Here is a 13,881-nt window from a genome sequence, read left to right as displayed (position 1 = left end):
CGCCCGCACCGCCCGCGCCGCCGCCCGCGCCACCTGCGCCGACCCCGGCACCGCCGCCTGCCCCTCCGCCAGCACCACCGCCGGCGCCACCGCCAGCCCCACCGCCGGCTCCGCCCTGTGCGAGGGCCGTCGCGGCCCCGAGAACCAGCACGGCGGCCGTCACCGTGCTCCGAACGAGCTTGCTCATGGCGTGATCCGATCCCGTTTTCGCGACGCCGTTCTGGCGTCGACTCCGCCCCGCAACGAGAAGGTGCAGGAAACCGTTCCGCAAATGCCGGATCCGCCGATCGCGCGCTCCCCGCGCGCCCGCGCGGGCGATGCGGCCCGACGGTGACACCCCGAGGTGTCTCAGTGCGTTAGCGCGCCCGCCAGCCTGTTCGGATGGGGCGGCAGGGGATAAACGTGCGGGTGGCGCGAAGTACAATCACCGCGAACGCCGCGTGCCGCAGAGGAAACGCCCATGCACACGTCCCCGCCCGACACGATCGGAATCGCGTCCTCCGCGCAGGACGATGCCGCCGACCGCCGCCGCCGGATCATGGCGATCGTCGGATCCTCCTCCGGCAACCTGGTCGAGTGGTACGACTTCTACTGCTACGCCTTCTTCGCCCTCTACTTCGCGCCCGCCTTCTTCCCGCAGGGCGATCCAACGAGCCAGCTCCTGCAGACGGCGGGCATCTTCGCGGTCGGATTCTTCATGCGGCCGGTCGGCGGCTGGCTGTTCGGCCGCATCGCGGACCGGCTCGGGCGCCGCACCTCGATGGTGATCTCGGTTCTGATGATGTGCGCGGGCTCGCTCGCCATCGGGCTCCTGCCGACCTACGCCACGGTCGGCACGGCCGCGCCGATCCTGCTCCTCGTCGCCCGGATGGTCCAGGGCATCTCGGTCGGCGGCGAGTACGGCACCAGCGCCACCTACATGAGCGAGGTGGCGCTGAAGGGGCAGCGCGGCTTCTACGCCTCGTTCCAGTACGTCACGCTGATCGGCGGACAGCTCCTCGCCTCGCTGGTCCTCGTCTCGCTGCAGGCGCTCCTGACGGCCGACGAGCTCAGGGCCTGGGGCTGGCGCATCCCGTTCTTCATCGGCGCGCTCGCCGCCGTGGTGGCCCTCTACCTGCGGCGCTCGCTGGCCGAGACGATGGAGAAAGGCGGCGACCGGGAGCAGGCCGGCACCTTCAAGGAGCTGTTCAAGCACTGGCGCGCCTTCTGCGTGGTGCTGGCCTACACCGCCGGCGGCTCGCTGAGCTTCTACACCTTCACGACGTACATGCAGAAATACCTCGTCAACACGGCCCACATGGAGAAGACCACCGCCTCGCAGGTGATGACCCTGGCACTCCTCGTCTACATGCTGATCCAGCCGATCTTCGGGGCGCTCTCGGACCGCATCGGCCGCAAGGCGAACATGCTGCTCTACAGCGGGCTCGGCACGATCATGGTCGTGCCGCTGATGACCCTGCTCGGGGGCAACAAGGACCCCTATCTCGCCTTCGCGCTGATCACGCTGGGGCTCACCGTGATCAGCTTCTACACGGGCATCAGCGGTATCGTGAAGGCGGAGCTGTTCCCGACGAACGTGCGGGCGCTCGGTGTCGGCCTCTCCTACGCGCTGGCCAACGCCACCTTCGGCGGCACCGCGGAGTACGCGGCCCTCTGGTTCAAGGACCAGGGCATCGAGTCGAGCTTCTTCTGGTACGTGACGGTGATGCTCGCCGTCGCCTTCGTCGGGTCGGTCATCATGCCGAACCCGAAGCGCCACGGCTATCTCGACGGCGACGGCACGGTCGAGGAGGCCCTCGGCGCCAAGCCGCGGCTCGCCCACGCGTGAGGGGCCGCGTCTCCTGCCCCTCGCGGGCCGGAGACGCGCCCTTCGATCCCGCGACCTACTTGATCACCGCGCAGGCGAGGCGCGGGCCCGCGCCGCCGATCGGCTGGCTCGCGTGGTCGTCCTCGTTCGCGTGGATGACGAGGGCCGAGCCGTCGCCGTCCTTGAGGCCGCCCTCGCCCGTCAGCGGGGTCTCGCTGGACACCTCGGCATTCACCGAGCCGTCGGCATTGGCGAAGACGTTCGGCAGGTCGCCCTCGTCCGGCCCGTCCGGGTTGAGCAGGCCGTGCTTGCTCTGGTCGTGGTTCACGTGCGCCTTCGACTTCTCGAACTTCTCGGTGTCCGAGCAGTCGCCGACCGCGTGGAAATGGATGCCGTGCCAGCCCGGCGGCAGGCCGTTGGCCTTGATCGAGACCCGCACCACCAGCGAGTTCGAGCCGTCGCGGAGCTGGATCGTGCCGATCGGCTCGCCCTTGTTGTTCTTGATCTCGCTCTCGAAGGTCTGAGGCGCGGCGGGCTTCGCCGGTGCCTCGGCGCTCTGGGCCAGGGCGGATGCGGTCAGGGTCACGCTCGCGAGGGCCGCGAGCAACGGCAGGTGGCATTTCATGTGATGGCTCTCCTCTCCACGCTGGGCTAGTTAGGCGCCGAGCTTGCCCTTCGACAGGGCTTGCCGCCAAGCCGAAGCGTCGGGTGGCGCATTGACCACACATCGAGACGGGACCATCGGGGCGACATGACGCGGGACCGGCCGAGAGCCGATCGCCTTCTGGTGGAGCGCGGCCATTTCGAGAGCCGGGCCCGGGCGCAGGCGGCCATCGAGGCGGGGCTCGTCAGCGCGGACGGGCGCCCGATCCTGCGCGCCTCCGATCGGATCGCGCCCGAGGCGCGGATCGAGGCGCGGGAGCCCTACCCCTTCGTGTCCCGCGGCGGCGTCAAGCTCGCCGCCGCCCTCGACGCCTTCGGCCTCGACCCGCGGGGCCTCGTCTGCCTCGATGTCGGCGCCTCGACGGGGGGCTTCACCGACGTCCTGCTCCAGCGCGGCGCAGCCCATGTCTACGCCGTCGATGTCGGGCGCGACCAGCTGCACGCCTCGCTCCGCGCGCGCGCCGAGGTGACGAGCCTCGAAGGAACGGATGCGCGCCGCCTCGACCGGGCGTCGATCCCGCGGGCGCCGGCCCTGATGGCGGTCGATGTCAGCTTCATCTCGCTGCGGCTCGTCCTGCCGGCCGTGGTGCCGCTCCTGGCGGAAGGCGCCGGCCTCGCCGCGCTGATCAAGCCGCAATTCGAGGCCGGGCGCGAGCGCGTGGGCCGCGGCGGGATCGTGCGTGACGCGGCCGTGCACGACGCCGTCTGCGCGGAGGTGCGCGCCTGCCTCGAAGGGCTCGGCGCGACGATCCTCGGCCTCGTCCCCTCCCCGGTCGCGGGCGGCGACGGCAACCGGGAATTCCTGATCGGCGGCCGCATGGGAGATCGGCGTTGAGCGAACTCGAAACGGTCGCGATCCGCCATCTCGGCGCCCGCGGCGACGGCATCGCCGAGGACGGCACACCGGTGCCGGGCGCCCTGCCGGGCGAGCGCGTCGCCGTGCGCCGCGCCGGCCCGCGCGCCGAACTGGTCGCGGTCGAGACCCCCTCGCCCGATCGGATCGCGCCGTTCTGCCCGTATTTCGAGCGCTGCGGCGGCTGCGCGGTGCAGCACCTCGCGCCCGCCGCCTACGCTGCCTGGAAGCGCGGGCTCGTGGCAGGCGCGCTCGCTCAGGCCGGGCTCGCCGTGGAGCCGGAGCCGCTGCGCGACGCCTCGGCGCCCGGGCGGCGGCGCATCACGCTCCATGTGCGCCACGTCGAGGGGCAGGCGGAGGCCGGCCTGATGGCGGCCCGTAGCCACGCGCTGGTGGCGATCGACCATTGCCCGATCACGGTGCCCGCCCTGCACCGGGCGCCCGAGATCGCGCGCAGGCTCTCCGCGCCGCTGGGCCACGGCCGCAAGCCCCTCGACGTGGCGGTGACCGCGACGCGAGCGGGCCTCGACGTGGACATCCGCGGCCACGGGCCGGTGAGCGAGGGCGTGCGCGCCGTCCTCGTCCGCCTCGCGGACGAGCTCGACCTCGCCCGCCTCGCGCTGCACGGCGACGTCGTCGTCGAGCGGCGCCCGCCCGCGATCGGGTCCGGCGGCCCGTCCCGCGTCCCGCCGCCGGGGGGCTTCCTGCAGGCCACGGAGAGCGGCGAGGCGATCCTGTCGGAGATCGTGGTCGAGTCCCTCGCGGGCCGGCCGAAGCGCGTCGCGGACTTGTTCGCGGGCAGCGGGCCCTTCAGCCTCGCGCTGGCCCGCCGCGCCGAGGTGCACGCGCTCGAGGGCGACGCGGCCTCGCTCGCGAGCCTCGATCGGGCGGCGCGCGCGGCCACGGGCCTGCGCCGGATCAGCCACGAGCGGCGCGACCTCTTCCGCCGCCCCCTCCTCGCGCACGAGGCGGATGCCTACGACGCCGTCGTGCTCGATCCGCCGCGCGCCGGCGCCCAGGCGCAGGCGGCGCAGCTCGCCCAATCCCGCACGCCTCAGGTGATCATGGTGTCCTGTGATCCGGGGACCTTCGCCCGCGACGCCGCGACCCTCGTCGCCGGCGGTTACGCGCTGGAGCGCGTCACGCCCGTCGACCAGTTCGCGTGGTCGCCCCATGTCGAACTCGTCGGCGTGTTCCGGCGCCCTCCCCCGAAGCGGCGGCGCTAGAGCGTACGGTTCCCGCCCCTGAACCTTCGCGCGGGCGCCGCGTTCTGCGGGCACAGGAGACGGCCATGCTTGCCTCAGCCCTCGCCCGCGGAGCCGCCGGGCTCTGCCTCGCCCTCGCCCTGCCGACGATGCTGCACGCGCAGGACAGCACGACGGCGCCCGACCGGACCGGCACCGGCGGCGGACCGGCCTCGACGATCACCGCGCCCTACACGAATGCGGAAGGGGTGACGAAGCCGCCGGGCTCCCTCGGCCCGGGCGAGGTGCCGAGCGCCGCCGAGCAGCGCCGCGAGCGCTCCGCCGACGACCGCATCGAGCGCAGCATCTGCCAGGGCTGCAAATGACCGCGGGCCGCGCCTTTGTCGGACAGGGAGCCGGCGCCTCAGAACAGCGCGCCCTGCGCGTCCTCGTCGCTGGAGCGGCGGGGCGGCGCGCCGGGCTCGGGGGGCGCCGGCCGTGGCTCGCCCACCGGCTCGATCAACCCGGGATCGTCGTTGCGCGCGTCGTTGACGCGGGCGCCGACGGGGTCGAGGCGCAGCCACGCGTCCGGGCAGGGCCGGCAGAGGGAGGCGGCGGGGCCGGCATCGACGTCGCGCGTGTCGAGCCAGGGCTCGATCGTCTCGGGCGCGAGGATCGCCGGCATCCGGTCGTGGACCGCCGCCATCGTGCCGTTCGCCCCCGTCGTGACGATGGCCGCGGTGTCGATCTCCGAGCCGTCCGCGCCCGCCCAGGTCTCCCAGAGCCCCGCCAGCGCCATCGGAGCCCCGTCCGCCCGGCGGATCATGAAGGGCGTCTTGATCGCGCCGCGGCCCGTGCCCTCCCGCCGCCACTCGTAGAACCCGTCGGCGAGGAAGACGCAGCGGCGGTGGCGCAGCGCGCCGCGGAAGGTCGGCTTCTCGGTGAGGGTCTCGACGCGGGCGTTGATGACGAGCGGGAACCCCTTCGGGTCCTTGAGCCAGCCCGGCCAGAAGCCCCAGCGGACGAGCCGGAAATGGCGCTCGCCGCCCTCCGCGTGGACGATCGCGACGGGCTGCGTCGGGGCCACGTTGTAGCGGGCGGGGAAGTTCGGCCGCTCCGGGTAGCCGTAGAAGTCCCGGAAAATCTCCGGCGCCTGCGCAATGAAGAACCGCCCGCACATCGCCTCAGCCCTCCCGCCCGAGACTCACGCGATCGGCGCGTCCACCGTGCAGACGACGCCGGTCGGCGCGAAGTTGATCTCGACCGCCCCGTCGAGGTCGCGGGCGAGGTTGCGCTCGATCAGGCGCGAGCCGAAGCCGCGGCGCTTCGGCGGCTTCACGGAGGGGCCGCCCACCTCGGTCCAGCGGAAGGCGAGGCGCGGCGGCTTCGGCCCGTTGCGCACGGCCCAGTCGATCTCGACGGCGCCGCCCTCCTTGGACAACGCCCCGTACTTCACGGCGTTCGTCGCCAGTTCCTGGATTGCCATGGCGATGGCGAGGGACATGCGCGGGCACAGCCGCACGCCCGGCCCCGTGATGTGGAAGCGCTCGCCGTTGCGGCCCCGGTAGGGGGCGATCGCCTGCGACACGACCTCGACGAGGTCGGCGCCCTCCCAGTTCTCGCGGGTCAGCACGTCGTGGGCGCGCGACAGGGCGAGCAGCCGGGTCTCCAGCGAGGCGTAGGCCTCGTCGTTGGTGTCGGCGTTGCGCAGCGTCTGCGTCGCGATCGACTGGACGGTGGCGAGCGTGTTCTTCACCCGGTGGTTCAGCTCGTCGATGAGCAGCCGCTGGTGCTGCGCACCGCGCTGCTCGGCCATCAGCGCCGATTTCAGCCGGCTCTCGCCCTCGTGAAGCTCCTCGAGGCGTGAGCGGGCCTCGTACTGGCGGCGGCGCCCGCGGAGCGCGGTGCGGGCGACGCTGACCAGGGTCGTCGGATGGAAGGGCCGCTCGAGGAAGGTGACGTTGCCGAGGATACCGAAGAGGCGGGCGGCGGACGGGTTCTGCTCCGGCCCTCCGCCCCGGCCGGTGAGCAGGACGAAGGGCATGTCGGACCAGGGCGGCTGCGCCTCGATCCAGCGGCTGATTGCGCCGAGATCGGCGGTGCGGATCGCCTCCTCCGTGAGGAGGACCATGCCGGCGCCCTCGACGAGCCCGCGATGAAGTTCGTTCAGATCCTGGCAGATCAGCGCCGGGATCTTCGCCTCGCCGAGCAGCGAGGCGGCGATCGGCGCATCTCGGCCGTGGGGGGCGAGGACCAGCACGCGCTCCGAGTGCGGGTTGTTGGGCTGCGTCACGCGTCGCCCTCTTGCCCCGCCTCGCCGTCGGGCCGGCGCAACTCGCCCGCCCCGCCGATGAAGGTCGGGATCCCGCGGAGAACGCCCTGGAAGCCGGCGAGCGGAGCGCCGATGGCGAGGCCGTTCGCGCCGATCGTGTATTCGCGGATCGTGTCCTCGTGCGGGCCCGCGCGCTTCTTGACGACGGAGATCGCCCGCCGGACCCGGCCGAACGCCTCGAAGTAGCGCAGCAGGATCACGGTGTCGGCGAGATAGGTCACGTCCACGGGCGACTTCATGTCCCCGACGAGGCCGTGCTGGGCGACCGTGAGGAAGGTCGTGGCGCCCTGCCGGTTGAGGTATTGCAACAACTCGTGGACGTGGAGAATGAGGGCGTTCTCCTGCGGCATCGCGGCCTGGTAGCCGTTGAGGCTGTCGACCACCACCGTCTTGACCCCGTGCGCGTCGACCAGCGCGCGCACCCTGTGGGCGAACTCTCCCGGAGAGAGCTCGGCGGCGTCGACCTGCTCGATCAGGAGATGGCCCGCCGCGCGCGCGCCTTCGAGGTCGTAGCCGAGCTGCCGGGTCCGGTCGAACAGGAGGCCGAGTTCCTCGTCGAAGACGAACATCGCCGCCCGCTCGCCGCGGGCGATCGCCGCCAGCACGTACTGGACCGCGAAGAGCGACTTGCCGGTCCCCGCGGGGCCGAGGATGAGGGCGCTCGACCCCTTCTCGACGCCGCCGCCGAGAAGCGCGTCGAGCTCCGGGATGCCGCTGGCTAGGCGATCGCGCGCGAAACCCGTCTTGTGCTCCAGCGAGACGAGGCGCGGAAAGGCCTGCACGCCGCCGGTGGCGATGGTGAAGTCGTGGAAGCCGCCGCGGAAGTGCTGGCCACGGTACTTGATGACCCGCAGGCGACGGCGCTGCGCGCCGTAATCGACCGCCAGCTCCTCCAGGCGGATGACGCCGTGGGCGACACTGTGGACGGTCTTGTCGAGGCTCTCCGCCGTCAGGTCGTCGAGCATCAGGACGGTGATCGCGTGCCGGGCGAAATAGTGCTTCAGCGCCAGGATCTGGCGGCGGTAGCGCAGCGACGAGCCCGCGAGCAGGCGGATCTCCGACAGGCTGTCGAGCACGACCCGGTCCGGCTTCTCCCGGTCGACGGCGTCGAAGATCTGCCGGGTCGTCTCGCCGAGCTCCAGATCCGAGGAGTAGAGCAGGCTCTGCTGCTGGTTGGCGTCGAGGAGGCTCTCGGGCGGGATCAGCTCGAAGACCACGATGCTGGGGTCGAGGGTCCATCCATGCGAGGCCGCCGTCTCGCGCAGCTCCTCCTCGGTCTCGGAGAGCGTGATATAGAGGGACTTCTCGCCCTGCGCGGCGCCGTCACGCAGGAATTGCAGCGCCACCGTGGTCTTGCCGGTGCCGGGGCTGCCTTCCAGAAGGTAGAGGCGGTTCCGGACGAGGCCGCCGGAGAGCACGTCGTCGAGGCCGGAGATCCCGATCCTCGCCTTCTTCGACTGTCCGGCCATCGCACTCATGAAGTCCGGTCTCGTCATCTCGGGGAGAGCCCGCTTCGGACGGGCAGCCGAATGCACGCCCACCCTTCTCTAACGGCACCCCCGAAATGTGCCAAGCGAAGCCGTTTCACAACTCTGACGGGACGGCTTGGTTCGACCTCAGAGCCATTTTTTCCACCGAAAGAACACGTAAGGCAGCACGGCGGCCACCACCATCATCAGCACCGCCATCGGGTAGCCGAAGGGCCATTCGAGCTCCGGCATCGCCTTGAAGTTCATGCCGTAGATGGACGCGATCAGGGTCGGCGGCATGAACACCACCGCCATGACCGAGAACAGCTTGATGATGTTGTTCTGCTCCAGGTTCACGAGGCCGAGCGTCGCGTCGAGCAGGAACTGGATCTTGGTCGAGAGAAAGGTCGCGTGCTCCTCCAGCGATTGCAGGTCGCGCAGGGTCGAGCGCACGTCCTCGCGCAATTCGCGCGGCGCCTTGTTGGTGCGGTAGGTCGCCGAGAGCGCGAGCAGGATGCGCTCCATCGAGACGAGGCTCTCGCGCTGCTTGGAGATGAGGTCGCCGTGACGCCCGAGCGCGCGCAGCGTGTCCTGCAGCGCGGTGTTGCGCACGCTCGGGTCGTCCTGCACCTCGAAGATCTTGCCCGAGAGCCGGTCGATCCGCTCACCCTGGAGCTGGAGCACGTCGGCCGCCCGGTCGATCACGGCCTCGATCAGCCCTGCGAGGATGGTCTCGCCCGAAGTGATGCCGGCCGGGCCGTTGCCCGTCGTGCGTCCGGCGCGCTGCGTGTACATCCGGAACGCCTGCGGCTCCTCGTAGCGCACGGTGACGAGGCGGTTCTCGCGCAGGATGAAGGTGATGCCGGCAAGCCCCGGATCCTCCGAATCGCTGACCTTGCTGAGCACGCGGCCCGTCATGTAGCGGGCGCCCTCCTCCACGTAGAGGAGTTCCGAGGGCTCGATGTCCTTCATCTCCTCGCGGGTCGGCACCTGGATGCCCATGAAGGCCTCGACCTTGAGGTCCTCCTCGCGGGTCGGGCGGATCATGTCGAGCCAGACCGTGTCGTCGGGGATCGGGTCCTGAAGGTCGAGGGCGCGCCGCTCAAGCAGGATCTGGCCGGCGCCGGCCGCCGGCTGGTGGATGAAGATCACGAGGTCTCTCAGGCGAACGCGTTCGGTGGCGGTACGCTCGCATCCGGCACGAAGAAGTCCGGCGCAAGGGGTACGCCGGGTGTGACGCGGTATTTTGAAAAGTCCGTGACGCCGCTCTCGGCGAGGAAGCTGTCGTCGATCAGGAAGCGGCCCGTCACCTCGCGGGACGGCATCAGGAACAGGGTATGGGCCGCATCGGCCATGATCTCGGGTGTCCGGCTCGCCTGCATCAGGGCCTCGCCGCCGAGCAGGTTGTTGACCGCGGCCGTCGCGATCGTGGTGCGGGGCCAGAGCGCGTTGACGGCGATGCCGGCCCGGCGAAGCTCTCCCGAGAGGCCGAGCACGCAGAGCGACATGCCGAACTTCGCCATCGTGTAGGCGAGGTGGGGCGCGAACCATTTCTCCTGCATGTCGAGGGGCGGCGACAGCATCAGGATGTGCGGGTTCTCGGCCTTCTCCAGGTGCGGGATCGCGTATTTCGAGACCATGTAGGTGCCGCGCGTGTTGATCTGATGCATCAGGTCGAAGCGCTTCATCTCGGTCTGCGGCGTGCGCGTCAGCGAGATCGCGCTCGCGTTGTTCACCACGATGTCGATGCCGCCGAAGGTCTCGGCGGTGCGGGTGATCGCCGCCGCCACGCTCTCCTCCTCCCGCACGTCGACGACGAGGGGCAGCGCCCGGCCGCCCGCCGCCTCGATCTCGGCGGCGGCGGTGTGGATCGTGCCCTCAAGCTTCGGGTGCGGCGTGTCGGTCTTGGCCGCGATCGCGACGTTCGCCCCGTCGCGCGCCGCGCGCAGGCCGATCGCGAGGCCGATGCCCCGCGAAGCGCCGGTGATGAACAGGGTCTTGCCCTTCAGTGATGCGACCATCGAACCCTCCCCGGATCTCGCGGCGCTCCCGAGGCTCCCGTCGACCGGGAGCCCCGCGCCGCCCTCAGTCCTGTTGCCCGACGCGGAAGCGCGGCGGCCGGGCGCCGTCCGCGTCGGTGAAGCCGTAAACCTGGGCGAGATCGCCCGCGTGCAGGATCTGCCCGGCCCGCTCCGCGACGCTCGGATCGGCCGCGAGGGCCGCGAGGGCGCGGCCCGCGTAGAGCGGGCTCTCGGTCGCGCGCTCCTCCTGGCCGAGGTCGCGCACCCGCTCGGTGCGCACGTAGCCGGGCGACAGGCCGAGCGCCGTGACGCCGTGGGGCTGCAATTCCTCCGCGAAGGCGAGCGCCAGCCGGTTGGTGGCCGCCTTGGCGAGGTCGTAGAAGACGTCGCCGAGATAGCCGTCCTGAGTGTCGAAGGAGACGAGCGCGATCAGCCCGCCCTTTGCAGACACCATGGCAGGCGCGACCGCCCGCGCCAGCAGCAGGGCGGCGTAGGGGCCGCCTTCGAGGAAGCGGCCGAACGGCTCGGCCGAGCGGCGCCAGAACGGCGTGCCCCAGCCCGTCCCGTCCGGGTAGCGGGTGCCGTCGAAGCCCTCGTTGCCGCCCCAGACGCTCGACACCGCGACGTCGATCCGCCCGAAGCGGCGCAGCGTCCAGCGGATCAGCTCGTCGACGGCGCGCTCGCTGGTGTGGTCGCAGAGATAGTGGTGGCCCTGGCCCCCGGCCGCGTCGACCTCGCGCGCCGTGTCCTCCACCGCCTCCGGCCGCATCTCCGTGCGTGCCCCGGTCTCGCTGGAGCGGGCCGTGACGATGACGGTGGCGCCGGCCTCCCCGAGTCCCCGCGCGATGCCGCGCCCGACGCCCCGCGAGGCCCCCGCCACGAGGCAGACCCGGCCGCGGAGGTTGGGCACGCTCACGCGGCGGCGTCCGTCTTCGCCTTCGCGGCGCCGCGCGCGAAAAAGGCGCGCAGCGCGCCCTGCGCCTCCTCGGAGCGGAGCTGCGCGTCGAAGGCCACCGCCTCGGCCTCCAGCGCCGCCTCGACCGCCGCCTGATCGCCGCGGATCAGGCGCCGCGTCGCCGCCACCGCACCGCGCGGCAGGGCGGCGAGGCGCCTTGCCTGCGCCAACGCGTGCTCGGCCAGCATGTCGGCCGGGATCACTGCGTTGGCGAGCCCGAGCCCGACCGCGGTGTCCGCGTCGTAGGCCTCCGACAGGATCAGCATCTCGGTCGCGCGCAAGTGGCCGACCCGGCGCGGCAGCAGGTAGCTCGATGCCGCCTCCGGCACGAGGCCGAGCTCGACGAAGGGCATGCGGAAGCGCGCGGACGGGCTCGCGTAGACGAGGTCGCAATGGAGCGTCAGAGTCGTGCCGATGCCCACCGCAATCCCGTCCACCGCCGCCACCATCGGCGTGCGGGTGCGGGCGAGCTGCCGGATGAACCGCAGGGGCGGCGATTCCGAGAAGGGGCCGCCGGCCATCGCCAGGAAATCGGCGAGATCGTTGCCGGCCGTGAACACGCCCGCGCTTCCCGAGAAGAGCACGGCGCCGATTCCCGAGCCCTCAGCATCCGCCGAGACCAGCGCCTCGCGCATGGCGTCGTACATCGGGCCGATGATCGCGTTCTTCTTTTCCAGGCGTCGAATCGTGATCGCTCGGACGGGTCCGTGATCCTCGATTCCGATGAACTCGCTCATCCGGCTCTTCCCGCGTTCGTTGAACTCAGCTCGCCAGCGCAATCCTGGCTTCGTGGACGAAGCCGCCGCCGTCGAGGATGGTCTGCTCCAGCCCGCCCGCCGCCGTGGCGAGGTTCTCGGCGAAGAACCGCGCCAGCGCGATCCGCGCGGCATGCGCCGGGTCGGTCTCGCCGTCCCGGATCGCCGCGCTCGCCGCGAGCGCCGCCTTGGCGAGGCAGGTCCCGCCCTGCGCCAGTCCGAACAGGCGCAGATACGGGGTCGCGCCCGCCAGGGCCTCCTCCGGCCGGTTCGAGGCGAGCGCCCTCAGCGCGAAGCTCGTCGCCCGGTCGAGGCTCTCGATCGCGGCCCGCATCCGCGCCGCCGTGTGGCCGAAGGCGGGGCTGTTGTCCCGGAGCACCCCCTCGGCGACCTCGCGCATCGACGCGATCTGCGCCCGCACCGTGGCGCCGCCGTTGAGCGGCAGCTTGCGGCCGACGAGGTCGAGCCCCTGGATGCCGTTGGTGCCCTCGTAGATGGCGAGGATGCGGGCGTCGCGCATCAGCTGGGCGGCCCCCGTCTCCTCGACGAAGCCCATGCCGCCATGGACCTGCACGCCGAGCGAGGTCACCTCGTTGGCGATGTCGGTGGAGAAGGCCTTCGCGACCGGCGTCAGCAGCGAGGCGCGGTCGTAGGCGGCCTGCCCCTCCGGCCCGCGCGCGGCGTCGAGCGCCGCCGCGGTCAGGTAGCAGATGCCGCGCGCGGCCGCCGTCCCGGCCTTCATGGTGAGAAGCATGCGCTGCACGTCCGCGTGCTCGATGATGGGGCTCGCGCCGCCCTCGCCCGCGCCCGGCGCCCGGCCCTGCCGCCGCTCCTGCGCGTAGGCGAGCGCCTTCTGGGTCGCGGCCTCGGCCACGGCCACGCCCTGCAGGCCGACGCCGAGGCGGGCGCTGTTCATCATGGTGAACATGCAGGCGAGGCCCCGGTTCTCCTCGCCGATCAGCCAGCCCGTGGCCCCGCCGCCGTCGCCGAAGGCCATGGAGCAGGTCGGCGAGGCGTGGATGCCGAGCTTGTGCTCGATGCCGGAGCAGCGCAGGTCGTTGCGGCTCCCGTCCGGCAGCACCTTCGGCACGAGGAAGAGCGAGATGCCCCGCGTGCCCGCCGGCGCGTCCTTGAGGCGGGCCAGCACGAGGTGGACGATGTTCTCGGTGAGGTCGTGCTCGCCGTAGGTGATGTAGATCTTGGCGCCGGTGATCCGGTAGCTGCCGTCGCCGTTCGGTTCGGCGCGGGTCCGCAGCAGGGCGAGGTCGGAGCCCGCCTGCGGCTCGGTCAGGTTCATGGTCGCGGTCCACTCGCCGGAGACGAGCTTCTCGAGATAGCCGGCCTTCAAGGCATCGGAGCCGTGCTTCTCCACCGCCTCGATGCCGCCCGCGGTCAGCAGCGGGCACAGGCTGAAGGCGAGGTTGGCGCCGTTCCACATCTCGGTGCAGGCCGCGTTCAGGAGGTGCGGAAGACCTTGCCCGCCGTGGCTCTCCGGCGCGCTGAGCCCGTTCCAGCCGCCCTCCACGAAGGTGCGGTAGGCTTCCCGCCAGCCTGGCGGCGTGGTCACGACGCCGTCGGCGAGCGGCGTGCCGTGGCGGTCGCCGACGCGGTTCAGGGGAGCCAGGACGGACCCCGCGAGGCGCCCCGCCTCCTCCAGCACGGCCCGCGCATCCTCAAGCGTCAGATCGCCCTGCCCGGATCCGGCCAGCGCCGCCTCGAGCCCCGCCACGTGGCGCAGGGTGAAGGCCAGCTCGGCGACGGGTGCGCGGTAGCTCATGGTACTCCCCTCCCGCGCCGTCTTCGGCGGCGCTGTCCCTGACGGTCTCGGCGTTTGACGGCAAT

At 71.8% G+C, this 13,881-nt stretch carries 13 protein-coding genes; 4 read left to right on the top strand and 9 right to left on the bottom strand.

Annotated elements, in window-relative coordinates:
• The first annotated feature begins 460 nt into the window (after positions 1-460).
• Complete coding sequence (locus tag E1J50_RS17510) at positions 461-1,828, top strand: MFS family transporter (RefSeq protein WP_132255121.1); 1,368 nt, start codon at positions 461-463, stop codon at positions 1,826-1,828.
• Between the two features lie 55 nt (positions 1,829-1,883).
• Here E1J50_RS17510 and E1J50_RS17505 read toward each other — a convergent pair whose 3' ends face one another.
• Entirely contained in the window at positions 1,884-2,432 is a 549-nt protein-coding gene (locus E1J50_RS17505; protein WP_132255120.1) for a superoxide dismutase family protein, read from the bottom strand.
• 126 nt (positions 2,433-2,558) lie between these two features.
• Here E1J50_RS17505 and E1J50_RS17500 point away from each other — a divergent pair, with 126 nt between their 5' ends.
• The 3 genes from E1J50_RS17500 to E1J50_RS17490 all read left to right on the top strand — a co-directional run bounded on the left by E1J50_RS17500 (position 2,559) and on the right by E1J50_RS17490 (position 4,893).
• Positions 2,559-3,305 carry a TlyA family RNA methyltransferase gene (locus tag E1J50_RS17500; RefSeq protein ID WP_132255119.1) on the top strand — a complete coding sequence of 249 codons (747 nt, stop codon included), beginning with the start codon at positions 2,559-2,561 and terminating at the stop codon, positions 3,303-3,305.
• The gene (locus E1J50_RS17495) at positions 3,302-4,549 is read left to right on the top strand and encodes a class I SAM-dependent RNA methyltransferase (protein WP_132255118.1); all 1,248 of its coding nucleotides are present in this window, start codon (positions 3,302-3,304) and stop codon (positions 4,547-4,549) included. Before E1J50_RS17500 ends, E1J50_RS17495 begins: the two co-directional genes overlap by 4 nt.
• 65 nt (positions 4,550-4,614) lie before the next feature.
• On the top strand, positions 4,615-4,893 hold the full coding sequence (locus E1J50_RS17490; protein WP_132255117.1) for a hypothetical protein: 279 nt from the start codon (positions 4,615-4,617) through the stop codon (positions 4,891-4,893).
• Between the two features lie 38 nt (positions 4,894-4,931).
• Here the strand turns inward: E1J50_RS17490 and E1J50_RS17485 are convergent, their stop codons facing one another.
• The 8 genes from E1J50_RS17485 to E1J50_RS17450 form a co-directional block, all read right to left on the bottom strand.
• Positions 4,932-5,687: an SOS response-associated peptidase gene (locus E1J50_RS17485; protein ID WP_132255116.1), complete on the bottom strand. Its 756-nt coding sequence runs from the start codon at positions 5,685-5,687 to the stop codon at positions 4,932-4,934.
• A 24-nt stretch (positions 5,688-5,711) separates the two neighbouring features.
• Positions 5,712-6,800 (bottom strand): sensor histidine kinase, encoded by a 1,089-nt coding sequence (locus E1J50_RS17480; RefSeq protein ID WP_132255115.1) that lies wholly within the window; start codon positions 6,798-6,800, stop codon positions 5,712-5,714.
• Positions 6,797-8,308 (bottom strand): ATPase domain-containing protein, encoded by a 1,512-nt coding sequence (locus E1J50_RS17475; protein WP_425374945.1) that lies wholly within the window; start codon positions 8,306-8,308, stop codon positions 6,797-6,799. The genes E1J50_RS17480 and E1J50_RS17475 overlap by 4 nt, the downstream gene beginning before the upstream one ends.
• 147 nt (positions 8,309-8,455) lie before the next feature.
• The gene (locus E1J50_RS17470) at positions 8,456-9,460 is read right to left on the bottom strand and encodes a magnesium transporter CorA family protein (protein WP_132255113.1); all 1,005 of its coding nucleotides are present in this window, start codon (positions 9,458-9,460) and stop codon (positions 8,456-8,458) included.
• 8 nt (positions 9,461-9,468) lie between these two features.
• Entirely contained in the window at positions 9,469-10,329 is an 861-nt protein-coding gene (locus E1J50_RS17465; RefSeq protein ID WP_132255112.1) for an SDR family oxidoreductase, read from the bottom strand.
• 64 nt (positions 10,330-10,393) lie between these two features.
• Entirely contained in the window at positions 10,394-11,209 is an 816-nt protein-coding gene (locus tag E1J50_RS17460; RefSeq protein WP_132255126.1) for an SDR family NAD(P)-dependent oxidoreductase, read from the bottom strand.
• 32 nt (positions 11,210-11,241) lie between these two features.
• Positions 11,242-12,021, bottom strand: a complete 780-nt coding sequence (locus E1J50_RS17455; protein WP_132255111.1) for an enoyl-CoA hydratase-related protein — start codon at positions 12,019-12,021, stop codon at positions 11,242-11,244.
• A gap of 25 nt (positions 12,022-12,046) precedes the next feature.
• Entirely contained in the window at positions 12,047-13,816 is a 1,770-nt protein-coding gene (locus tag E1J50_RS17450; RefSeq protein ID WP_132255110.1) for an acyl-CoA dehydrogenase family protein, read from the bottom strand.
• Positions 13,817-13,881: the final 65 nt, after the last annotated feature.

This window comes from Methylobacterium segetis (assembly GCF_004348265.1).
In the GTDB taxonomy this organism is placed as follows: domain Bacteria; phylum Pseudomonadota; class Alphaproteobacteria; order Rhizobiales; family Beijerinckiaceae; genus Methylobacterium; species Methylobacterium segetis.
This window is presented reverse-complemented; position numbering and strand designations above follow the sequence as displayed.

What these genes read in the sequence shown, in the direction of transcription:
- E1J50_RS17465 (WP_132255112.1), bottom strand. Translation starts at nt 10,329, where the DNA reads ATGGTCGCATCACTGAAGGGCAAGACCCTGTTCATCACCGGCGCTTCG.
- E1J50_RS17490 (WP_132255117.1), top strand. Translation starts at nt 4,615, where the DNA reads ATGCTTGCCTCAGCCCTCGCCCGCGGAGCCGCCGGGCTCTGCCTCGCC.
- E1J50_RS17450 (WP_132255110.1), bottom strand. Translation starts at nt 13,816, where the DNA reads ATGAGCTACCGCGCACCCGTCGCCGAGCTGGCCTTCACCCTGCGCCAC.
- E1J50_RS17500 (WP_132255119.1), top strand. Translation starts at nt 2,559, where the DNA reads ATGACGCGGGACCGGCCGAGAGCCGATCGCCTTCTGGTGGAGCGCGGC.
- E1J50_RS17510 (WP_132255121.1), top strand. Translation starts at nt 461, where the DNA reads ATGCACACGTCCCCGCCCGACACGATCGGAATCGCGTCCTCCGCGCAG.
- E1J50_RS17505 (WP_132255120.1), bottom strand. Translation starts at nt 2,432, where the DNA reads ATGAAATGCCACCTGCCGTTGCTCGCGGCCCTCGCGAGCGTGACCCTG.
- E1J50_RS17475 (WP_425374945.1), bottom strand. Translation starts at nt 8,308, where the DNA reads ATGGCCGGACAGTCGAAGAAGGCGAGGATCGGGATCTCCGGCCTCGAC.
- E1J50_RS17485 (WP_132255116.1), bottom strand. Translation starts at nt 5,687, where the DNA reads ATGTGCGGGCGGTTCTTCATTGCGCAGGCGCCGGAGATTTTCCGGGAC.
- E1J50_RS17455 (WP_132255111.1), bottom strand. Translation starts at nt 12,021, where the DNA reads ATGAGCGAGTTCATCGGAATCGAGGATCACGGACCCGTCCGAGCGATC.